Source organism: Citricoccus parietis, assembly GCF_042433045.1.
Classification (GTDB): Bacteria; Actinomycetota; Actinomycetes; order Actinomycetales; family Micrococcaceae; genus Citricoccus; species Citricoccus parietis.
In genome coordinates this window covers 38,527-60,432 of the sequence record NZ_JBHLWH010000030.1, presented here as the reverse complement: position 1 = coordinate 60,432, position 21,906 = coordinate 38,527, and the positions used below count along the sequence as shown (strand labels likewise).

Here is a 21,906-nt window from a genome sequence, read left to right as displayed (position 1 = left end):
AGGCCACAGTGCACTCGGCGGGCGCCCGCCCATCAGCCGTCTGTCACCAACGTGATGGCTGGGTACAGCTAGTCGCGTGGTGCTGCCGGCCGGCGCCGCCCGGACTGCCAGCGGAAGAAACCGGAGAGCGCCGCGAAGACCAGCAGCCCCGGACCGGTGGCGAACAGGACGCCGTAGAGGAAGTGCCAGCCGGAATACCAGTCCGGTTCGGCGGTCAGGGCTGCGGTGCCCCCGGCCGACTCGAAGCCCCACCAGGCGCCCAGCAGCATCGCGACACCGGCGACCCAGAGGGCCACATCCCAGAGGGGGTGCCCGCCGGGACGCGGATGGCGGGCCGTCCGGGTGCCGCGGATGTTCCAGTCGGCCCCGGTCCGCAGGATCACGTAGCCGGCCACGAGCCCCCAGAACGCGGCCACCAGGTACGCCGCCACCATGTCCGCGGGCCGGTGCCACGTCTCGATGAAGGTCCCCGCCCCCACCGCGGTGGCGAAGAGCGCGCCCACGGCGGCGGTCAGCGGACGCCACCGCGGGGCGACCATGAGGAACACCGCCACCACGGCGGCCGCGGCGAACGTCGTATGGCCGGACGGCAGGGAATTGCCGGTGTAGTACGGCACCCCGTTGTCCAGGTCCGGGCGCACCAGCACCCAGTTCTTCAGCAGTTGCGTGGTCAGGTTCGCCGCCCCGAACGCCATCGCCGCCTCCAGGGACGCGATCCAGCGCCGCCGGTAGACCGTCAACACCAGGAACACCCCGACGCCGGCCACCCCCACGATCTCCGGCAGCCGGTTGAGCACGGCGAGGGTGGACCCCCGCAGTCCCTCGAGCCGGTGTGTGGCCGCTTCCAGGGCCATGAACTCGGCCAGCTGGCCGGTCTGCGTGGTCACGAAGACGCGGTACACCAACAGCAGCAGGGCTGCGGTCACCGCTGCGGCCAGCACCCAGGCCCACGTGCTGCGGGCCGGCCGAAGCAGCACGGTTGCTCGGGTTGCCCGGGCGGCACTGGCAGCACGGACGCGCCGGCCTGGGCCGGTGCCGGCGCCCGCGGGGTCGGAGACAGCAGGGGACATGCACGCCATTGTGGTCCACACGGCTGGGAGGACTCCGAACATCCGGCCGTGGCAGTGGTCACTCAGCCGTCCACCTCCACGTCGGGTGTTCTTCGCCGAATTGTCATCCCGGGGTCAGTGGATGCTGGACCGCCCGTGTGGGTTCCCGCTTACTGTAGGGGCCATGGCACACCTTGCGGGTCCCACTCCCGAGCTGTCTTCGGTCCGTCAAGCCTTGTCCGTCTTCGGGTCGACGAGTCGCCAGGAACCCCTCGACTGGGCGGGGGAGTCGCCCTTGGCCCCCGAACTCGCCCGGTTCTACCGGGAGGTCGGGCCGGAGTGGATCGAGATCGACACCGCTGGCCTGCCCTTCCTGTTCTTCCCGCTGGAACGGCTCTGGGACGAACAGGCCGGCTACCGCTGGAACCCCCGCACCGGTGCGCTGCTGGTGGACTGGAACGACGAGTGGACGGTGGTGGCCAAGCAGGGTCCGGACCCCTTCATCCTGGACGGCCTGACCGGCAAGATCCTCACCGCACCGGGCGAGGACGGCTGGGAGGACCGGCTCGAGGAGCCCGAGCCGACCTTCGGCTCCGTCGAGGAGATGGCGCTGGCCTTCACCGCCACCGGCAGCGCCTGGGCGCGCTGGGACGACCCGTTCGACGAGGACTGGAACCTGCGCCCGGAGACCACGGCCTCCGTGGTCGAGGCTCTGGAGTCCGTCCTCGGCGATCGTGCCCGCGCCGCCTCCGTGGCGCGCAAGTTCGGCTACTACGCCGCGGTCTAGAGGGGGTCTACCGGCGTCCATAGACTGGCGGGGTGACCGCATCGAGCAACCTCCACCGCGACTCCCTCGGCTCCCAGAACCGCATTGGTCCTCACGACGGGATCCCGCCCCTGCTGGACGGCACGCGACTGCCGGAGCTGGACGAGATCCTGGAGGGCGCCGTCGTCGTGGCCCAGCCGATGCACACCCGCTTCCGCGGCGTCACCATACGCGAGGCCATGCTGCTGCGCGGGCCGGCTGGCTGGGCGGAGTTCTCCCCGTTCGCGGAGTACGGTCCGGAGGAATCCTCGCGCTGGCTTGCCGCCGCGATCGAGGCGGGCTGGCAGGGTTGGCCGGCGCCGGTGCGGGACCTGGTCCCCGTGAACGCGACGGTGCCTGCAGTGGCCGCGGCCGACGTCGGGCGGGTGCTGGACTCCTTCGGTGACGTGCCTGCCGTCAAGGTGAAGGTGGCGGAATCAGGCCGCACCGGCCCCGAGGGGGTGGCCGAGGACGTGGCCCGTGTGGCCGAGGTCCGCCGGCTGCGGCCGGGGGCCGCGTTGCGGATCGACGCCAACCAGGGCTGGGATCACACCACGGCGCTCGCCGCCCTGCAGCGGCTCGCGGAGTACGGACTCGAGTACGCCGAGCAGCCCGTGGCCGGGATCGAGGGGCTGGCCCGGCTGCGGGAGGCGCTCCACGCCGCGGGGACGCCGATGCGGATCGCCGCCGATGAATCCGTGCGCAAGGAGACCGACCCGCTCGCCGTGGCCCGGGCCGGTGCGGCGGATCTCGTGGTGGTCAAGGTCCAGCCCCTCGGCGGGGTGCGGCGCGCCCTGGGCATCGTCGGGGCGGCCGGCCTGGACGCCGTGGTGTCCTCCGCACTGGACACCTCCGTGGGGATCGCCGCCGGCGTGGCGCTCGCCGCGAGCCTGCCCGCGCTGCCCTTTGCCTGCGGGCTGGGCACCGTGGCGCTGTTCACCGAGGACGTGGTGGTCCCCGGCTGGCTTCCCGACGCCGGCCACTTGGCTTCCGGTGCTTCCGGTGCTTCGCGCGCCCGTCCCGTCCCCGACCCTGCGGCCCTGGCTCGACTGCGCGCGGGCGAGGACCGGCAGCAGTGGTGGCGTCAGCGCTTGGTGCAGGCTCACGGGGTGCTGTCCGCGACCTGACGGGAATTGAGTGGCACGGGCGTGACCTAAATACACCTCACCCAGTGTTCACCGGGAGGTCACCGCGCGGTGACCGGACGGCGGATTGACGAGTCCAGGCTGTGAAGGCCTTGTGAACGCCACCGTCACCACCTGAAGAGGGAAACCCATGCTGAAGCGCCACCTGCCCATGGTCGGGCACACCCGCGGCAACCGCCTGCCGATCACCTGTGAACTCAAGTGCGGCAGCGCCTGTTCCCACCCGGTTCCGAACACCTCGGACAATTCCCACTTCCGGGACATCGCCAACGCCGCGATCTCCCGCCGCGCCGCACTCGGGCTGGGAGGTGGTCTCGCCGCCGCCGTGGTCGTCGGCGGCACCGCCCTGCAGAACGCCCCCGCGGCCCAGGCCGCGAACGACTTCCACCCCAGGGGCGGCGGCAAGCTGTCCTTCGAGGCCATCGCCCCGGTGGAGCGCACCGTGGACGCCATGACCGTTCCGTCCGGTTATGACTGGGCCGCCATCATCCGCTGGGGAGACCCGCTGTTCGATGACTCACCGGAGTTCGACCTGGAGAACCAGACGGGCGCCTCCCAGGCCAAGCAGTTCGGCTACAACTCGGACTACCTCGATGTCTTCTCCGACGGGCGCAACGACCGTACCGGTTTCCTGGTGAACAGCCACGAGTACACCAACGAGAACGTCATGTTCTCCCCGGAGTACCTCAAGTCCAACCCGAAGGATGTCATCGAGGCCGCCATCGAGGCCCACGGGCTCTCGATCGTGGACCTGAAGCGCGGCGGCAAGGGCCAGAAGTGGGAGTACGTCCGGGGCGGCCGCCGCAACCGCCGTATCACCGGCTCCACCCTGTTCACCGTGGACGGCCCGGCCGCCGGTTCGGACCTGCTGAAGACGAAGGACGACACCACCGGGACCAAGGTGCTCGGCACGTTGAACAACTGCGCCGGCGGCACGACCCCGTGGGGCACCGTGCTGTCCGGGGAGGAGAACTTCGACCAGTACTTCGTGGGCACCGGTGCCCCGGAACAGACCCGCATCGGCATCTCGCCCGGGCCGACCTCGCGCCGCTGGGAGACCGTGGACCCGCGCTTCAACCTGAACACCGAGGGTTACGCCAACGAGGCCAACCGCTTCGGCTGGATCGTGGAGATCGACCCGGAGGACCCGGAGTCCACCCCGGTCAAGCACACCGCACTGGGCCGCTTCAAGCATGAGGCCGGTACCGCGATCATCTCCCGGGACGGCCACGCCGTGGTCTACTCCGGTGACGACCAGGCCCATGACTACGTGTACAAGTTCGTCTCGAAGCAGAAGTACCGCAAGGGCAACAAGAAGCACAACATGACCCTGCTCTCCGAGGGCACCCTGTACGTGGCCCAGTTCTCCGGCAACTCCCCGGCATCCGAGATCGACGGCACCGGGGCCGTCCCCTCGGACGGCGACTTCGACGGCTGGGGCCGCTGGATCCCGCTGGTGAAGAACGACAAGTCCCTGGTGCCGGACATGACCGTGGACCAGGTGCTGGTCAACACCCGGCTCGCCGGGGACAAGGTCGGCGCCACCAAGATGGACCGCCCGGAGGACATGGAGACCAACCCCGTCACCGGCAAGATCTACCTGGCCCTGACCAACAACTCCGGCCGCACCCGCGACGGCGTGGACGAGGCCAACCCGGTCTCCAAGCCCGACGGCGGCAACCGCGACGGCCACGTCATCGAGATGATCGAACGCCGCGGGGACCACACCTCCGAGCGCTTCAACTGGAACATCCTGCTGCTCGCCGGTGACCCGGCCGCCTCCGACTCGGTGTACTTCTCCGGGTTCCCCGCGGAGAAGGTCTCCCCGATCTCCTGCCCGGACAACCTGGCCTTCGACTCCGAGGGCAACCTCTGGATCTCCACGGACGGCCAGCCCGGCAAGATCGGTTACTCGGACGCCCTGCACAAGGTCACCCTCGAGGGCCGCAACCGCGGCCGAGTGGAGCAGTTCCTGGCGGTGCCGGTCGATGCCGAGACCTGCGGGCCGGTGATCCACGACCAGGACAACTCCGTGTTCGTGGCCGTGCAGCACCCCGGTGAGGGCGGCGACTGGGGCGCCCACACCTCCTACTTCCCGGACTTCGTCCCAGAGGGCCCGCTGAAGGGGGACAAGGTCGCCGTCCCGCGCCCGGCCGTCGTCCAGGTCTTCTCCACCACGGGCAACAACGGAGGGGGCTGGGGCAAGGGCGGGAAGAAGCGCAACGGCGGCTTCCGCAAGGGCCACGGCAACAAGCGACGGGGCGACTGGAACGATGGCCGCGGACACGGTCGGGACAACGACCGAGGTCGCGGTCGGGACAACGACCGCTGACCGACGTCCCCGGCCGGAATCCCCGCGCGCACAGTGACGCCACCCCCACCGTAGTGACGTGGTGGCGTCACTGTGCGCTGAGGGTACAGATCGTCCACCGGAGTTCACCGCCTGCTCAGGCGGGCTCCGTAGGATGACGGTATGGAGCATTCCCGGCACGAGCCCAGCCCGCACAACACGACCCTCGCCCTGGACTCCCAGCGGGTGGCCCGGACGGTGACGGAAGCCCTGGTGGAGGGCGGTCTTCGTGAGGCCGTGGTGGCCCCCGGATCCCGCTCGGCACCGCTGGTCTACGCCCTGGCCGAGGCCGAGCGGGCCGGCAGGATCCGGCTGCACGTCCGCATCGACGAGCGCTCCGCCGCCTACACCGCGCTGGGGCTGTCCCTGGCCTCCGGCCGGCCGGTCGGGGTGGTGACCACGTCCGGGACGGCCGTGGGCAACCTGCTGCCGGCGCTCATGGAGGCCGACCACGCCGGGGTCCAGCTCGTGGCGTTGACGGCGGACCGCCCGGAGGAGCTGCAGGGCACCGGTGCCAACCAGACCACCCGGCAGGACGGGATCTTCCCGCAGCATGTGCGCTTCGCCGCCACCCTGAGCGGGGACGTGCCCACGGACGCGGACGCCGAGGAGGTGCCTGAGTGGCTGGCAGCGGAGGCTGCCGAGGTCACCGACGCCGATCCCCGGGGCACCGCCCTGCACCAGCACACCGAGCACCTGCGCTCCGTGGTGTCCCGGGCGATGCTGGCCGCCGGGGGCTTCGACACCGAGGACGTGGAGGGGTTCGGCGGGACGCCGGGCGTCGCCGTGCGGGAATCCGCGCCGGGACCGATCCACCTGAACCTGCGGTTCCGCGAGCCCCTGGTCCCCGCGGATCCTGACGGGACGGACGCGGCGGGGGCCGACGCCGGCTGGGTCCCGCCCGCCGGTGAGGAGGTCGTCACCGGGCCTTCCGGTCCGGTGACGGTGAACCCTATGGACCTCACCGAGCAACTCGACCTGGACGTGGCCGAGCTGGCCGAGTCACGCACCGTGGTGGTGGCCGGTCACGGCTCCGGACCCCTGCCTGCCGCCTTCGCGAACGCCCTCGGCCTGCCACTGCTCGCCGAGCCGAGCTCGAACGCCCGCTTCGGCCACAACGCCGTCGGCGCCTACCCGTGGCTCCTCGGTTCCGCCGGCGGGCTGGGGGAGGACTCCCATCCGCTGGCCGGCCGGATCGAGCAGGTCATCCTCTTCGGCCGGCCGACCCTGACCCGGCAGATCTCCGCGCTGCTGGCCCGGGCCGACCTGGCCACGGCGTTCCACCAGCCCGAGCCGGTGGCCTGGTTCGAGCCCGGTGCCCGCCGCGAACGTCCGGTGGATGACCTGGAGGAGCTGGCCGTCGTCGCCGGCCGTGGCCCCGCCGGCTGGCTGACGGACTGGCAACAGGCCGGGGTGCGGGCCCAAGCCGCCCTGGACGACGCCCTGGCCATCCGGCATGACGAGGTCGGCCGGCCTGGCGCGCTGCGCACCAGCCAACTCGTGGCCAGCACCGTCCGGGGACCCCTCGTGCTGGGCTCGTCCTCGGTGATCCGGGACGTGGACCTGTCCTGGCGTCCGCCCACGGTGCCGCAGTCCATCGTGTATGCCAACCGCGGACTCGCCGGCATCGATGGCACGGTCTCCACGGCCTCCGGCGTGGCGCTGGGCACCGGCCAGCGCACCGTGCTGCTGTGCGGTGACCTGACCCTGCTTCATGACGTGGGTGGCCTGCTGGTCGGGCCGGGGGAGCGGGAACCGGACCTGGACATCGTGGTGGTCAATGACGCCGGTGGGGCGATCTTCGCCGGCCTCGAACACGGCCTGGTGGCCCAGCGCGAGGGCATGGCCGAGGTGGTGGAGCGCTTCTTCGGCACCCCGCAGGACGTCGAGGTGCGCGCCCTGTGCGCCGCCTATGGCCTGGAGTGGATCCCGGTGGACAGCGAGGACGATCTGCTGTCCACCCTCGGTGGCAGTCCGGGTGCCGGCCGCCGGGTGCTCGAGCTGCGCTCGGACCGCTCCGCCCGTCCACGCGTCCGCCGCCAGGTGGAGGCCGCGGTCCGCGCGACGTTCCGGTAGGTCCCCGCCGGCCTCCCACACCGACGCGACTGAAGTACTAGGCCCGCAGTCCCAGCGCCTGCAGCATGGGCCGCATCTTGGCGGTGGTCTCCGCCAGCTCGGCCTCCGGGTCGGAGGCGGCGACGATGCCGCAGCCGGCATACAAGCGAACAGTGTGCTCGTCCTCCACCACGGCCCCGCGCAGTGCGATACCGAACTCGCCGTTCCCATTGCCGTCCAGCCACCCCACCGGCCCGGCGAAGAGTCCGCGGTCCAGGCCGTGGTCGGCGGTCTCCAGCCGGGAGATGAGCGCGGCGGCCGCCTCGCGCGGGGTGCCGCACACGGCCGCCGTGGGATGCAGCACCTCGGTGAGGGCCAGCGCCCCTGGCCCCGTGCGCCGCGCACCCTCCGCCCCCACGAGCCGGGCGAAGACGTCCGTGGCGAGGTGCCAGACATTGGGCAGCTCCAGGACGAACGGCTCGTCCGCGGCCTCGAGACTGGTGGTGAACGGTTCCAGGCGCTCGGTCAGTGAGTCCACGGCCAGCCGGTGCTCGTGGCGTTGTTTGGGATTGTCGGAGAGCAGCTGCCGTGCGTACTCGGTCCCGGCCGCCCCGACCGGTGCGCCCTCCCGGTCCAGGGTCCCGGCCAGCACCCGGGCCCGGGCGGTGTCCCCGTCCACCTTGACCAGCATCTCCGGGGTGGAGCCGATGAGCCCGTCCACGGCGTAGGTCCAGCAGTCCCGGTACCGCTCCGTCAGGGTGCGCAACACTCGCGCGACGTCGAGCGGGCCGTCGGAGCGGACCACGGCGTCTCGGGCCAGCACGAGCTTCGTCAGGTCCCCGGCTTCAATCAGCCGGACCCCGCGGGCGACGGCGGCCCGGTAGCCCTCCTGGGACAGCGCGCCATCGCTGAGCTCAAGACCGCCGGCCGGCCCGGCGTCTGCCCACCCGTCGCGCGACCCGCGCCCAGCCTCCGCGAGCAGCTCTTCCAGCCGTTGCTCGGCCTCGGCCTGACCGGGACGCCAACCGGCGGCGGCCCTTTGCGCGTTGGCCGGGCTGTCCAGGTCCACCTGCCAGGTCAGCCAGGACCGGCCGTGGGTGGAGCCGACGACGAACTCCGGGACCACGAGGACCGAGTCGACGGGGCTGTCGTCGGCGAAGGCGAATGCCGCGAAGGCGAGCGGGGAGCGCCGGGGCAGGCCGTCGTCGGGCACGGTGCTCCGGTCCGCACCCCCTGATTCAGCCGCCTCGGCCTCCGTGGCGGCCATCCACCAGCGGCGGGCCGCTTCGAAGCGGCCAGACCCGGTGGTGGTGAAGCGGGCGGCGGTCCCCAGCCCGACCATGCCCTCGCCGCAGCGGATCCACGCGCACTCGGTGCCGGTGGCCACGACCTCCGCGAGACCGGCACCGCCGGGAAGAGGGCGGGCATAGGTGACGGACGCCAGCCGGGGCGCGGGCGTCGCGGATCCAGGGTTGTTCATGACCTGTCAAGCCTACCGTCAGTGCCCTGGGCGGGTGCGCGCCGGTGCTCTGGGAGAATGGCGGGGTGGAACGCGCAACGACACCCGTCCAGACCCAAGTCCTCATCGCCGGCGGCGGCCCGGCCGGGGCCACGGCGGCATGGCACCTGGCGAACGCCGGCATCGAGGTCACGGTGCTCGAGAAGACGGCCTACCCACGCGAGAAGGTGTGCGGGGACGGGCTCACCCCGCAGGCGGTGCGGGAGATGAACCTCATGGGGATCCCACACGCCGCCGAGGACGGGTGGCAGCACATCAAGGGGCTGCGGCTGGTGGCCGAGGGCCGCGCGGTGGAGGTGCCCTGGCCGTCCACGCAGACGTGGCCGGGCTACGCCCTGGTGCGCACCCGCCACGACTTCGACGAGGTCCTGGCCCAGCACGCCCGGGCGGCCGGGGCCACCATCCTCGAACGGCACTCCGTCACCACCGTGCTGCGCGCCGAGGACGGGACCGTCAACGGCCTGCGCGCCGAGCTGTTGGACGGTCGCGGCCGCAAGACCGGTGAGTTCAAGGACTTCCACGCCCCGGTCGTCATCGCCGCGGACGGCAACTCCACGCGCACCGCCGTCTCCGCGGGCCTGGCCAAGCGGGACGACCGTCCGATGGGCGTGGCCGTCCGCGCCTACTACTCGGTCCCCGAGGGCGCCCCGCGCCACGGCGACGACTGGATGGAGTCCTGGCTGCAGCTGCCGGACGCCGCGGGCAACCTGCTGCCCGGCTACGGCTGGCTCTTCCCGCTGGGGGACGGCACCGTGAACGTGGGCCTCGGCATCCTGGACACCTCCCCGCAGTTCGGCAAGCTCGACTACCGCTCCATCCTCAAGGACTGGTCCGGTGCGCTGACCGCCACCTGGGGACTGTCCGAGGAGACCCGCACCTCGAGGATCCTCGGCGCCGCCCTGCCCATGGGCTTCAACCGGACCCCGCAGCACGTGCCCGGCATGCTGCTCGTCGGGGACGCGGCCGGCATGGTCTCCCCGTTCAACGGCGAGGGGATCTCCTTCGCCATGGAGGCCGCCCGCATCGCAGCGGACCTGACCGTCACGGCCCTGAAGCGCCCGACGGCGGCCGGCCGGGAGGCGGAGCTGGCCCGGTACCCGGTGCTCACCCAGGAGACCTGGGGCGGGCACTTCGCGCTCGGCAGCCGGTTCGCGGAGCTGATCGGCCACCCCGCCGTGCTGAAGGCCGCCCTGGCCACGGGAATGCGGGTCAAGCCGCTGCTGCGCTCCGTGGTGCAGGTCATGGCCAACCTCGTGGACGAGCGGGGCACCGCGCCGGTGGACCGGATGGTGCGGCTGCTGGAGTCCGTGGTCCCCGCCGCCACGACGATGAGGGCGGCAGCGGGGGCAGTGCCGGAGACCGCGTCCGCCGCTGCCATGCGGTCCGACCCGGATGCGCCGACCCCGGCCAACGTTGGTTAGGCTGGCCCGGTGACTTCACCCGAGCCCGTATCCCGCGCTGGCGTCTCCACCGGCATCTCCTCCGGCATCCCCGGTGCCCCCGTCGGCGGCCTGGCCCTGCCCGCCGGCTTCGAGAACCTCGCGGAGCACGGCGTCCTGCTCGACGTGGTCACCACCGCCCTCGAGCGGGTCGAGCACGAACTCTCCGAGGCCGTCACCAACACGGACCAGCTGGCGGACCACACCTCCCGGCACCTGCTGGAGGCCGGCGGCAAGCGGATCCGTCCCCTGCTGACCATCCTGTCCTCGCTGTTGGGCGAGCCCGGGGTCGGCACGGGGCAGGTCGGCGAGGTGGCCGCGGAGGTCCGCTCGGCCGCCGTCGTGATGGAGTTGACGCACCTGGCGACCCTGTACCACGACGATGTCATGGACGAGGCACCCGTGCGCCGCGGCGCCCCGGCCGCCCACCAGGTGTGGGGCAACTCGGTGGCCATCCTGGCCGGCGACCTGATCTTCGCGCGGGCCTCCCTGCTGATGGCGACCCTCGGCCCCGAGGCCGTGGCCATCCAGGCGCGCACCTTCGAGCGGCTGGTCATGGGTCAGCTCTGGGAGACCGTGGGCCCGGAGGAGCAGGACGACCACCTGGAGCACTACCTACGCGTGATCGGCGGCAAGACCGGTTCGCTGATCGCCTCCGCCGGACGCCTGGGCGCCCACTTCGGCGGCTGCGACGAGACCACCGTGCGGATCCTCGACGACTACGGCGAGAAGGTCGGCATGGCCTTCCAGCTGGCGGACGACGTCATCGACCTCACCAGCACCTCCCACGCCTCCGGCAAGACCCCGGGCACCGACCTCAAGGAACGGGTGCCCACCCTGCCGGTGCTGCTGCTGCGCCAGGCCGCCCCGGCCGATGCGACGGCGGCTGCCGTCCTCGAACTGGTGGACGGCCCCCTGGACACCGACGAGCAACTGGCTGCAGCGGTGGCCGCCGTCTCCGCGCACCCGGTGATCGAGCAGGCCTGGGACATCACCCGTGGCTGGGCCGCGGATGCCGTCGAGGCCCTGGCCCCGCTGCCGGCCTCACCGGTCAAGAGCGCCCTCGTGGCCTTCGCCGACTACGTGGTCGACCGCGACAACTGACGGGACGGCCGACCGGCCGACTGACCAGACGCCCCCTCTCGCTTTCAGTCGAGTTGGGGTGGGTCTGCGCGCCGAATACCCACCCCAACTCGACGCAAAGCGGACGCCGAGGGGAAGCGCGGGTGGGGAAGGGTGAGTAGGGCCAGTTAAGGCAGGCGGGTGGGACCGGCGTCGAGCACGGCCGCCAGTTCGCGGGCCTTGGCCGCCCGCACCTCCGGAGCCACCGGGTGGCGCAGGTGCCGGTAGAGCTGGTCGTCGTGCCAGCGCGGGAACACGTGCAGGTGGTAGTGCCACACGTGCTGGTTCCCGGCGGGCTCGTTGTGCTGGCGGGTGGAGATGCCATCGGGGGACCACGCCTGCTTCATGGCCAGCGCCACCTGGCGGGCCATCAGCCCGATCCGCTGCAGCACCCGGTCGGGGAGGTCGTACAACGTCTCGTAGTGCCCGCTGGGGGAGATCATGGCATGGCCCTCGTGGTCGCCGAAGCCGTCCACCGCGATGAAGACGATGACGTCCTCGTCCTGGTAGACGAGGTCGGCGAGCTCGCAGCGGTTCTCCGGATCGGAGACGTCACCGGCCACCAGGCCGCAGAAGGGGCACACATAGCCCTCGGGGGCGTGGCAGGCGATCATTCGTCCCCGGGGCTCTCGGGGTCCTCGGAATCCTCGAAGGTCCAGGCGAGCAGGTCCACCGCGAACTCGCTGAAGGTCCCGCCCTCACACGTCCACACGCCGTGTTCGGCGTCCGCCCCGGTGGAGCGGCGCCAGACCAGCGGGTCCGGCAGCTCGGCGTCCGCCACGGGCAGGCCCCAGACGGTGCTCTCCCCGGCGTCCTCGAGGAACATCAGGAAGCCGTCCCGGATCTCCAGCTCATCGGCGTCGAAGAAGAAGTGGTCGGTCTCCAGCAGGTCCGGGCAGTTCCCCAGGGCACGGTGGAACTCGTAGAGGGAGAGTGGGATCGGCACGCCGTCGGATTCACCGTCGGATTCACCGACGGCCTCCCGTGCGGCCTCGGCAGCGGGCGAGGCCTCCAGCAGGGCCTCCAGTTCCCCCGCGCCGAGTCCGTCCTCGGCAGTCCACGGCGTTTCCAGGTGGGTGGGGACGAGCTTCTGAAAGGTCGAGAGGAAGACGGCGGGAGCGGAGGAGTCTGCGGGCATGCCTCCAGTCTAGGGTCCCCTCCTACGGGCCGTGGCGCGGCCGGGGATTCCGCCGGGCCGCCCGCAGCGAGTCCACCATGAGTACCACGAGGGCACACCAGATGAGGATGAAGCCTGCCCACCGGCCGGTGCTCATGGCCTCCTGGAACAACAGCAGGCCGATGAGGAACTGGATCAGCGGGTTGATGTACTGCAGCAGCCCCAGCAGGGTCAGGGGCAACCGGCTGGCGCCCGCCCCGAAGAGGATCAGCGGGATGGCCGTCACCACCCCGGACAGGGCCAGGATCCAGAAGTGCCCGGCCCCGTGGGAGAGCAGCGTCATCTGGTCCGAGGCCGCCAGCCACCACATCCCGGCCAGGCTCACCGGCATCAGCAGGATCGTCTCGGCCCCCAGGGAGGCAACCGGGCTGACCGCGGTGGACAGCCGGCTCTTGACCACGCCGTAGCCGCCGAAGGTCAGGGCGAGCAGGATCGCGAGCCACGGGAACGCCCCGTGCCCGACCACCATGACCACCACGGCCGTGACGGACAGACCGACGGCCGCCCATTGGGCCCGCCGGAGCCGTTCCCCGAACAGCACGACGCCGGCCAGCACGGAGACCAGCGGGTTGATGAAGTACCCCAGGGCCGCCTCGAGGGTCTGGCCGGAGATCACGGCGTAGGTGTAGATCGCCCAGTTGCCGGTGATGAGCACGGAGGCCAGGGCGGTGGCACCGAGGCGCCGCCCGCTGCCCAGCTGCCGGCCGACGTCGCGCCAGCGCCGCAGGACGAAGAGCAGCACGGCGCAGGTTACGAGCGTGAAGGCGATCCGGGCGAAGACCACCTCGAGGGCGGAGGCCGGGGCCGTGGCCGCCATGTACAGCGGCAGCCCGCCCCAGAACGTGTACGCGCCGGCACCGTAGGCGAGCCCGGCCGGGGTGACCGGGCGCGGGGCGCGGCCGGCGGCGGAAGCGGAGGCGGTCACTCCGGCAGGTCACCGAAGAACGTCTGCACCGTCATCACGGGCTTGCCCGTCATCAGCAGCTGGCCGCGGCCGGGGGGCATCTTGCGGGCCTTGATCCCGTTGATGAGATTGCCCTCGCGGCGGTCGCCGGACATGATCAGCGCCGAGGTCCCGTTGTCCCGCAGGGTGGAGAAGAACGTCTCATACATGCCGCGGGAGGCGCCCCGCACGCGGCGGGTCAGCACGAAGTTGATCCGCAGTTCCGCGGCCATCGGGATGAAGGGTACGAAGGCGCCGAGTGGGGACTGCCCGCCGCCCACCGTCAGCACGTCGTAGTCGTCGATCAGGGCCACGATCCGCGTCTGGCGCTGGACCGTGGTCTGGTCCTCGTCCGGGTCCTGGCGCTTACGCAGCTCGTTGATCACGGCGCCAGCCAGATTCTTGGCGACCTCGGCGTTCGTGGCGTAGCCGCCCAGGTAGTCGTCGGGCACGAGGTCCCCGAGCCCGCGGCGGGGATCGATGACCACGAACATCAACTCGTTGTCCCGGTGGTTCGCGGTGAAGCGGTTGACCACCTGACGCAGGACGTTGGACTTGCCGGATTCCTCGTCCCCCATGACGATCAGGTTCCGGTCCTGGCGTTCCAGGTCGAGGTACTCCACGCCGAGGTCCAGCTCCCGCAGGCCCAGCGGGAACAGGCCCTTCTGCTCCGGGGACGCCACCGCGGAGGCCTCCACCACAGAGGGCAGCACGCGGACCTTCATGGCGGCGCCGGTGGAGAAGCGGCCCACCTGCTCCACGAGGTCCTTCAGCCCGTCCGTGGCGGATTCCTTCTCGGCCTGGCCGTCGATCCGCGGCAGGGCCACGTGGCCCTGGAGCTTGAGTGGCATCAGGCCGCGGCCGGGGGCCTCCGGGTTCACGTTGGCAGCCAGCTTGCGGTCGATCTGGGAGTCGCCGGCCTCGGACAGCGCCAACTCGATGCGATGCGTGAAGTAGGTCTGGTGGGTGGCCCGGATCTCGTTGTTGCGGTTCACCGCCGAGATGATGTGGATGCCGTAGCCTCCGCCGCGGGTCATGATCTGGACCACCTTGGGCAGCAGGTCCTCGAACTCCTCCTGGAACTGGCCGTGGCCGTCCACCACCAGGAAGATGTCCGCACTGGGCAGCTCGGGCAGCTTTCCCTCGGCATGCATCCGCCGCATGGTCGGCAGGGAGTCGATGGCATGTTTCTCGAAGACCCGTTCGCGGTGCGAGAGCATCCCGAGGACCTCGTCCACGGTGCGTGAGACGACCTCTCCGTTGGTGCGGACGGCCACCCCGCCCACATGCGGCAGGTCCTGCAGCGGCAACAGGCCGGAGCCCAGCAGGTCGACGCAGTAGATGCCGACCTGCTGCGGCGAATGGGTCAGGGCCAGGGACGTCACGATGGTCCGCAGGGCGGTGGACTTGCCGGACTGGGGACCACCGTGGACGATCATGTTGCCCGAGCCGGAGGTGAAGTCGATCTCCCAGAGCCCCTGCCACTGGCGGGCCGGATCGTCCAGCAGACCGATGGGCACCGTGAGGTCGCCACCGGCAGGCAGGCGCAAGCCCTGTTCCGTGTTCTTCGGCTCGCCGACCACCTGGTCCAGGGTGCTCTCCACGGGCAGCGGGGGCAACCAGATCGGCTGCACGGACGGCGGGTAGGTCCGCAGCGTGTCCATCATGGTGGACATCACGGTGGGACCGGTGGAGCGGCGTGCCGGGGCGTCCTTCTTCGGGGCCGGGGCCGCCGGCTCGCCCGGCACGCCGGCGGCCTGCTGCTCTGCGAGGACCAGGGCGTAGTCCGTGGCCTGCAGCACCGGCGGGATCTCGTCCCCCAGGTCCTCCTCTTCGTCCTCCTCGAAGACCTCGTCCGCCAGCGGGCCGGAGACGTAGCCGGACTTGAAACGGGAGTACACGGTGGTGTCCACCTTGAGGTACCCATAGCCGGGCAGTGGCGGCAGGTGGAAGGCATCGGGGGTGTCCAGCACGGTGCGGGACTCGGACTCGGACAGCGTGCGCAGGCCGATGCGGTAGGACAGGTAGGTCTCGAGGCCACGCAGCTTGCCGGACTCCACCCGCTGGGAGCTCAGCAGCAGGTGTACGCCGATCGAGCGGCCGATGCGTCCGATGGACAGGAACAGGTCGATGAAGTCCGGGCGGGCGGTGAGCAACTCGCCGAACTCGTCGATGATGATGACCAGGTGCGGCAGCGGGGGCAGCGGTTCGCTGCCCGGCGTCCCCTGCTTGCCCTGCCTCTTGGCCAGTTGTTCGTCCCGGTGGATCTGGTAGTCGGTGATGTTGGCGATGTTGCCGGCGGCCTTCAGGACCTCCTGCCGACGCAGGATCTCGCCGTTGAGCGAGGCATACACGCGTTCGACCAGGGTCAGGTCATCGGAGAGGTTCGTGATGATGCCCGTGACGTGCGGTGCGCCCTCGAAGGGGGCGAAGGTCGCGCCGCCCTTGAAGTCGACCAGCACCATCGCCAGCGAGTCCGGTGAGTGGGTGGCCAGCAGGCCGAAGACCAGGGATCGGAGCATCTCGGACTTGCCGGAGCCGGTGGCGCCCACGCAGAGACCGTGCGGTCCCATGCCGAGCTGCGCGGCCTCCTTGAGGTCCAGCAGCACCGGCTTGCCCTTGTCATCCGGTCCCAGCGGCACCCGCAGGAAGTCGGCCTGGGAACGGGGTCGCCAATTGCGCTCGACGTCGGCCCGGTCCAGCGCCGGGGACAGGTGCAGCATCTCCAGGAAAGAGGAGGAGGATGCCGCCTCGGCCCCGGTGTGCTCCAGGGATTCCAGCGCCAGCCGCAATGGTGCCAGCTCGGACACGAGTCCCTCGGCGGTACTGGCGTCCATGGGGTCCAGCTCGCCCTCGGTCCGGACCGGGTTCCCCTGGTCCTTGGTGCGGTCCTCGAGCAGGAAGTGGGGACGGGCAGCCGCCTCCTCCGCCTCTGCGGTCCCTGCGGCGTTGGTGGAGTATGCGGCCCCGGACCGGCCCGCGCCGCCGTCGGTGAGGGTGATCCGGTAGTTCACCTCGGAGGGTTCGTGGAGCCGGTCCGCACACAGGTGAAGGGCGGTGATGGCCCGCGCCGGCAGGCCGAAGTGGGAGTCCCCGAAGGCGAGGTCACCGGCGGTCTGCCCGTAGCGGTCCACGATCACGATCAGACGGGGCAGCAGGGATGGGCCCCTGGTCATCTCGTCCCCGTACTTGTTGTACTCGCCGGCCACCTTGGACCGGTACTGCAGGTCCTCCTCCAGCAGCTCCAGCAGCGAGTCGTGGTCCGGGGCGATCAGCTTGACCGGTCCGGTGAAGTGCCGGTGCGAGTTGTCGTCCAAGTGGGGGAGCAGCTCCAGCCAGTCCCAGTCGGCGCGGTTGGCCTCGGGCGTGATCAGGGCGATGCGCACGTCCTCGGGAGACTGCAGTGCTGCGGCGCCGGCCACCAGCGAGCGCACGAGCTGCAGCTCCGGGTCGCGGGGGCCGACGAGGGACACGTTGCCCGCGGAGTCCAGCGGCAGGTTCACCGGCATGTCCGGGGCGGTCTCGAAGCGGTCCTTGAGGCTCTCCGCCTCACGGAGCAGGAACTCGTCCTGCAGCGAGGTGGCGGTCTCGATCAGGGAGATGTCGATGTCCCGGGTGGGGCGCCGGCCTGAGCCGATGCGGATGCGCAGGAAGTCCTCGTGGTAGCGGCGCCGCTCCCAGACCCGCGCCGGGTCCCGGACGATGTCGAACAGGGCGGTGGCGGGCGGGGAGGAGGCCCGGGCTGCCAACTGCGCCTGCTGCTCGTCATCCCGCAGCCTCACCCGGGTCCGCTCGAGGTAGCGGGCGTAGGTGTCCCGCATGCTCTTGCGCTGGCGCCCGGCCTTGCCGCGCTGCGAGAACATCATGACGACGCCCACGATCAGGGACAGCGCCATGGCGATGGCCCCGACGGCAGCGAAGGGGCTCTGCCGGAAGGTCATCATGACCATCATGGAGCCCCCGGCGGCGACCATCGGCAGCAGGCGGAGGAAACCTCCGGCCCCCTCGCCCTCCGACTGGGACGGATCGATCGGCTGGGGACCCTCGATGCGGAAGGGCTGGTAGAGCCGGGCGGGCGCCGAGGTGCGGGCGGGGCGGTGGATGACCTTCTGCGTCACCAGGCGACCCCCTGCCGGGCACGCGTGGAGGCTCCCGTGGACGGGCCTGTGGCGGTGCCCGTGGTACCCGTGGTGTTCGCGGCGGACAGGACCTGGGCGGCGAGCTCTGCGGCCGCCAGCCGGTTCTCCGGCAACAGCAGCGGCAGGCTGATCCCCACCCCTCCTGCGACGTGGCGATCGTGCCGCACGGCAACGGCGCCCACCCCGAGCCGGGTCAGGGCGGCGGCCTGGGCGAGCGGGTCCAGCACCCCGTCCCGGTCCGTGCCCACGACGGCGGCCACCACCGGGATGGCCGAGAGGAAGGGGTCGGTGAGCCAGTGGCGCAGGTAGCCGGCGGCCTCATCCACGCCGGACGCCGTGGCGGGCACCACGAAGATGGCGGCATGGGCGCGGGTCAGCATCGCGGCAGTGTCCGGATTCTCGGTGCCGGTGGGGCAGTCGATCACGGTGACCGGGAAGTAGCGGGACAGACCGGACAACAACGTGGTCGCGGCGCTCTGCCCCAGGGGGCCACCGGCCACCCGCGGGCCGGTGTAGTGGAGGTCGTTCACCCCGAGGGACATCAGCGAGGTGACGGCGTCGAAGGTGGTCGAGTCCATGGCGGCCAGTTCGGCGGCCAACCGGTCCGCGCCGTGCGACGGGCGGTGACCGAGCCGCAGGCCGAGCGATCCGAGGGCCGGGTCCAGGTCCAGTGCGGACACCGGCTCGGGACGCAGGGCGGCGAAGGTCGAGGCCGTCAGGGCCGCCACCGTGGTCTTGCCGGCGCCGCCGCGCAGGGAAACCACAGCGATGCGCCGGCCGGTGGTGACGGGGGACTGGACCACCTTGGCCGAGGCGGCCAGCCGGTCGCCGGTCCGGTCATGGCCCCACAGACCGCCCAGCGCGCGCCAGCCACGAGCCCACAGGGACAGCGCCGGGCGGCGCGAGTAGTCGCGCTGGACCCGGGACGCCACGGACTCGAAGCCGGTGCCCGGATCGTCCTGGGCCCGGGCCAGGCCCCGGCGCAGGTCCGAGCGGCTGGACCACAGCGGATCTGAGCCGTCTGTGGGGCTCGCACCGGGCCGTGGCCGGGTCGGGGCGGGGCCGGCGTCGTTCCAGGGATCCAGGGGAGCGGACATCAGAAGGTCTCCAACAGGGTGGCGTAGATCCCGTAGTAGCCGATCAGCAGCGGGATGGGGGCGAGCAGGGCGATGGCCTCGAGGGTGTCCCCGGCCTTGCGCATCCGGGCCTGTGAGTGGTCTGGCAGGTCAACGGACAGCCCGGCGCCGATCACGAGGGCCAGCACCAGCAACAGGACCAGGAACACGCCCTCGTAGTCGGGCTGGAATCCGATGGCCAGGCGGACCAGGGAGAGGACACCGAGGCCGGTGGCCAGGTACAGCGGGATGCGCTGGGCGGCCAGGGGGAAGGAACGGGTGCGCAGCCCGAGGGCCAGGACCAGGCTGGCGAGGAGGGGCAGGGAGAAGGGATAGGCCAGGGTGTCGCCGCCGACCAGCCACAGGGACAGCGCGGCCGAGGCAGCGCAGATGACGGCGCTGGCGATGAGGCCGCCGTGGGCGGATTCGATGGCCCGGTCCACGTCCCGTCGTAGCACCGTGGAGCCATTGGCGTGTCGATCGTCCATGCCGGCCAGGCCTGAGACGCCGAGGGCGATCTTGGGCAGCATGCCCAGCACCAGCAGGGTGGCGATGCCGGGGATGGCGGCCGCGCCGACCACCGGATCGGAGGTGCGGTCCCCGATGGCCCACTCGGCCAGCGGGGGCGAGACGGCCCAGACCGCCACGAGGACGCCGGTCACCGCGGCCGCGATGAACATGGACAGCGGCCGGTTGACGATGAATCCGAGGACTCCCAGCACGACGGCGGCCAGGGCACCGACGGCGATGTACCCCCACGGAGCGGTGAGACCCAGTCCCGTCAGGCCGGAGAGGGCGAACAGGGTGCCGGCACCGGCGAGAGTCGCGGCGACGGCCTGCTGTCGGCCCGGCGAGGAGACCACGGCGGCGCCGATGAGTGCCACCGTGGCCAGGGCGAGGTTGATCCAGTCCTGGAGCTCCGGGGTGTAGGTCGCCAACAGGGACGTGATCGCGAACCACGCGCCGAGGGCGGCGAGCAGCCCGCAGCTGATGTACTTGTAGTCCGGCGACCACCGACCGGGCACGGCCTCCGTGGCGTCCGAGACGGAATCGTTGAGATCGTAGACGATGGGCGCGGGCGGGGCCTCGGTGCGGGAGACGAGGCGGAGGCGCTCGCCGTCCAGGACCTCGGACTCGCTGAGGGTCTGGCTCGGGGGGATCTCGTCACCGTCCGGCCGGACCAGCAGCTTGGTGCCCAGGGAGTCCTCCGGCTGATCGTTCAGCACGTCCAGGATCTGGGGCAGGAGGGTTCCGAGCGGAGTGTCCGAGGGCAACAGGAGGTCCGCATTGCGCCGCTGGCCCACCAGGGTGACTCGCGTATAGGGGGTGGGCACGTCAGGACCTCCAAGGGATCGGCGGCAGGGCGGTGGGGTCAGTGGGTGTGGCGGGCGCAGCGAGTGCGGCGGGCGCCGCGGGGGGAGCGAGGTCCGCGAGCACCGCGGTGTCGGAGGGGGACACCACGGCAGGCGCGTGCGCCGGGCGCTTCTCCACACCCTGCGACGGTGACTCTGGTTGGACGACCGCGTTGCGCTGCTGCTGTTGCTGGTCCCGCTCCTCGCGTTCGGCCAGCCAGTTGCCGATGATGTTCACGATGAAGGAGATCCCCACGCAGAAGGCACAGGCCAGGGCAGCGAGGATCAGGCCGTAGACGAAGAAGTTGGTCCGGTCCTTCCACCGCCGCTCGGTGGGGTTCAGCCCGAACAGGAACGAGGCGCTCAGCCGCTCGCGACGTACCTCGACCGACTCGATGAGCTGCGAGTCGAAATCCATGGCCACAGCCGGTGCCCCCTCCCTCCGGTCTGCACCGGGCTCGTCCTGGCCCGGCACACCCCCGGTGCCGTGACCTCCCTCATCATTCCAGCATTCTTACAAGGGCGGAAACGAGACCGGCGGACCGTGCATGGGGAGTTCTACCCATCGGATCCGGTTGACCGGACCTCACCGGGGCAGAAGGATGGAGTCATCGGGCCAACGGGTTGCGGAACGCAGCGCACGTCAGGCACACAGACAGCGGACCACCGGTCCGAGACAGAACCACCTAGGGGATAGACATGGCTACAGGAAGCGAACGACTTGAACTGCAGGAAGGCCTTGACGCCTTCGACAAGGCGGCCAAGGACTCCGGGGATTCGGGCGAACTCCTGATCGTGGAGCTGCACAACCTCGAGGACGCCACCGTGTCTCTGGAGAGCAGCTTCCAGGGTGCCGGCGCCCAGGCCTTCCGCAACTTCATCAACCGGGTGAACGAGTGCCAGGGACAGGTGATCGAGGCGCTGTCCCTGATCAACGTGGGCCAGGGCGAGCTCTACAAGGCCTACAGCGTCCAGGAGCAGACCGAGCTGGACGACGCCCGGGCCAAGGAACAGGGCGCCGAGCTGTCCTGGTGACGCCTCAGCGTCATCGTCGCAGTACCAACCGACACACTCCGCACTTCTCCGGGACTCCCGGAACCCGAAAGGAATAGACCATGGTTATCAAGTACGACGCCGGCGAAGCCGCAGCCTACGAATACCAGGTGGGCCAGATCGCCGACCGCATCGAGGGCATCATCGGTGACCGCGAGACGCAGAAGGCCTACATGGACGAGAACTTCCAGTCCAGTTCCAACTCCGAGGACTACCAGGTGGTGGAGCAGAAGTGGCTGGACGCCTGCGAGCAGGTCAAGCTGCTCGTCAAGGACGCCCGCGCTCTGATGGAGATGAACGACATCACCGCCGCGGACGCCGCCAAGGCCGCCGGTGCCGCCATCGGCGCGGCCGCGTACGGGGGCTGACCACAGCACCGCGTCACAGTCACCTCGTCTCGGCCACGTCACGGCCTTGCCGCCGCAAGCGGCACGCGCGGGGCCGGTCCACGGGGACCGGTCCCTTGGCGTTAAGCGTGAGGTGTTCCTCTGACAACGCCGGCAACGCCCGTACCGCGACGAGCTTCCGACGTGCATTGCATCACGGTGGTCGTGTGTATTTCGGTGGTCCCGGTAGAATGGACCGGTGGTGGCCCTTGAAGGCCGCCGCCGCGTGCCATCGTGATGGCCCTCTCGATGCCACA

17 protein-coding genes are annotated in these 21,906 nt (G+C 71.0%); 8 read left to right on the top strand and 9 right to left on the bottom strand.

Going from position 1 to position 21,906, the window contains the following annotated elements; all coding sequences use genetic code 11:
- Positions 1 to 68 precede the first annotated feature (68 nt).
- A complete protein-coding gene (locus ACFFIO_RS11535) occupies positions 69 to 1,070 on the bottom strand; it encodes a phosphatase PAP2 family protein (RefSeq protein ID WP_378041934.1) in 1,002 nt (333 codons plus the stop codon).
- Positions 1,071 to 1,233: 163 nt separating this feature from the next.
- On the opposite strand from ACFFIO_RS11535, the gene ACFFIO_RS11530 reads away from it, so the two are divergent.
- From ACFFIO_RS11530 to menD, 4 genes are all read left to right on the top strand, one after another.
- Entirely contained in the window at positions 1,234 to 1,836 is a 603-nt protein-coding gene (locus ACFFIO_RS11530) for a hypothetical protein (protein WP_378041932.1), read from the top strand.
- A gap of 83 nt (positions 1,837 to 1,919) precedes the next feature.
- A complete protein-coding gene (locus ACFFIO_RS11525) occupies positions 1,920 to 2,981 on the top strand; it encodes an o-succinylbenzoate synthase (protein WP_378041941.1) in 1,062 nt (353 codons plus the stop codon).
- Between the two features lie 148 nt (positions 2,982 to 3,129).
- Entirely contained in the window at positions 3,130 to 5,331 is a 2,202-nt protein-coding gene (locus tag ACFFIO_RS11520) for a PhoX family protein (RefSeq protein ID WP_378041931.1), read from the top strand.
- Positions 5,332 to 5,472: 141 nt separating this feature from the next.
- Positions 5,473 to 7,425, top strand: a complete 1,953-nt coding sequence (gene menD / locus ACFFIO_RS11515; protein ID WP_378041929.1) for a 2-succinyl-5-enolpyruvyl-6-hydroxy-3-cyclohexene-1-carboxylate synthase — start codon at positions 5,473 to 5,475, stop codon at positions 7,423 to 7,425.
- Positions 7,426 to 7,462: 37 nt separating this feature from the next.
- On the opposite strand, the gene ACFFIO_RS11510 is transcribed toward menD, so the two are convergent.
- A complete protein-coding gene (locus tag ACFFIO_RS11510; protein ID WP_378041927.1) occupies positions 7,463 to 8,884 on the bottom strand; it encodes an isochorismate synthase in 1,422 nt (473 codons plus the stop codon).
- 65 nt (positions 8,885 to 8,949) lie between these two features.
- Here ACFFIO_RS11510 and ACFFIO_RS11505 point away from each other — a divergent pair, with 65 nt between their 5' ends.
- Both ACFFIO_RS11505 and ACFFIO_RS11500 read left to right on the top strand, forming a co-directional pair.
- Positions 8,950 to 10,344: a geranylgeranyl reductase family protein gene (locus tag ACFFIO_RS11505; RefSeq protein WP_378041926.1), complete on the top strand. Its 1,395-nt coding sequence runs from the start codon at positions 8,950 to 8,952 to the stop codon at positions 10,342 to 10,344.
- Between the two features lie 54 nt (positions 10,345 to 10,398).
- Complete coding sequence (locus tag ACFFIO_RS11500; protein ID WP_378041940.1) at positions 10,399 to 11,466, top strand: polyprenyl synthetase family protein; 1,068 nt, start codon at positions 10,399 to 10,401, stop codon at positions 11,464 to 11,466.
- Positions 11,467 to 11,612: 146 nt separating this feature from the next.
- Here ACFFIO_RS11500 and ACFFIO_RS11495 read toward each other — a convergent pair whose 3' ends face one another.
- Genes ACFFIO_RS11495 through ACFFIO_RS11465 form a run of 7 tightly spaced genes read right to left on the bottom strand, consistent with a single transcriptional unit; the run spans position 11,613 to position 20,628 of the window.
- Positions 11,613 to 12,098, bottom strand: a complete 486-nt coding sequence (locus tag ACFFIO_RS11495; RefSeq protein WP_378041924.1) for an HIT family protein — start codon at positions 12,096 to 12,098, stop codon at positions 11,613 to 11,615.
- Complete coding sequence (locus ACFFIO_RS11490) at positions 12,095 to 12,622, bottom strand: hypothetical protein (protein ID WP_378041923.1); 528 nt, start codon at positions 12,620 to 12,622, stop codon at positions 12,095 to 12,097. Before ACFFIO_RS11490 ends, ACFFIO_RS11495 begins: the two co-directional genes overlap by 4 nt.
- Before the next feature lie 22 nt (positions 12,623 to 12,644).
- Positions 12,645 to 13,586 carry an EamA family transporter RarD gene (gene rarD / locus ACFFIO_RS11485; RefSeq protein WP_378041921.1) on the bottom strand — a complete coding sequence of 314 codons (942 nt, stop codon included), beginning with the start codon at positions 13,584 to 13,586 and terminating at the stop codon, positions 12,645 to 12,647.
- On the bottom strand, positions 13,583 to 17,722 hold the full coding sequence (eccCa, locus tag ACFFIO_RS11480) for a type VII secretion protein EccCa (protein ID WP_378041919.1): 4,140 nt from the start codon (positions 17,720 to 17,722) through the stop codon (positions 13,583 to 13,585). Before eccCa ends, rarD begins: the two co-directional genes overlap by 4 nt.
- On the bottom strand, positions 17,719 to 18,840 hold the full coding sequence (locus ACFFIO_RS11475) for a CpaE/TadZ family protein (RefSeq protein ID WP_378041917.1): 1,122 nt from the start codon (positions 18,838 to 18,840) through the stop codon (positions 17,719 to 17,721). Before ACFFIO_RS11475 ends, eccCa begins: the two co-directional genes overlap by 4 nt.
- Entirely contained in the window at positions 18,840 to 20,192 is a 1,353-nt protein-coding gene (gene eccD / locus ACFFIO_RS11470; protein WP_378041915.1) for a type VII secretion integral membrane protein EccD, read from the bottom strand. The genes ACFFIO_RS11475 and eccD overlap by 1 nt, the downstream gene beginning before the upstream one ends.
- Position 20,193: 1 nt before the next feature.
- Positions 20,194 to 20,628 (bottom strand): hypothetical protein, encoded by a 435-nt coding sequence (locus ACFFIO_RS11465; protein WP_378041913.1) that lies wholly within the window; start codon positions 20,626 to 20,628, stop codon positions 20,194 to 20,196.
- Between the two features lie 281 nt (positions 20,629 to 20,909).
- On the opposite strand from ACFFIO_RS11465, the gene ACFFIO_RS11460 reads away from it, so the two are divergent.
- Entirely contained in the window at positions 20,910 to 21,245 is a 336-nt protein-coding gene (locus tag ACFFIO_RS11460) for a cytochrome c oxidase subunit Vb family protein (protein ID WP_378041912.1), read from the top strand.
- Positions 21,246 to 21,325: 80 nt separating this feature from the next.
- Complete coding sequence (locus ACFFIO_RS11455) at positions 21,326 to 21,631, top strand: hypothetical protein (RefSeq protein ID WP_378041910.1); 306 nt, start codon at positions 21,326 to 21,328, stop codon at positions 21,629 to 21,631.
- Positions 21,632 to 21,906 lie beyond the last annotated feature (275 nt).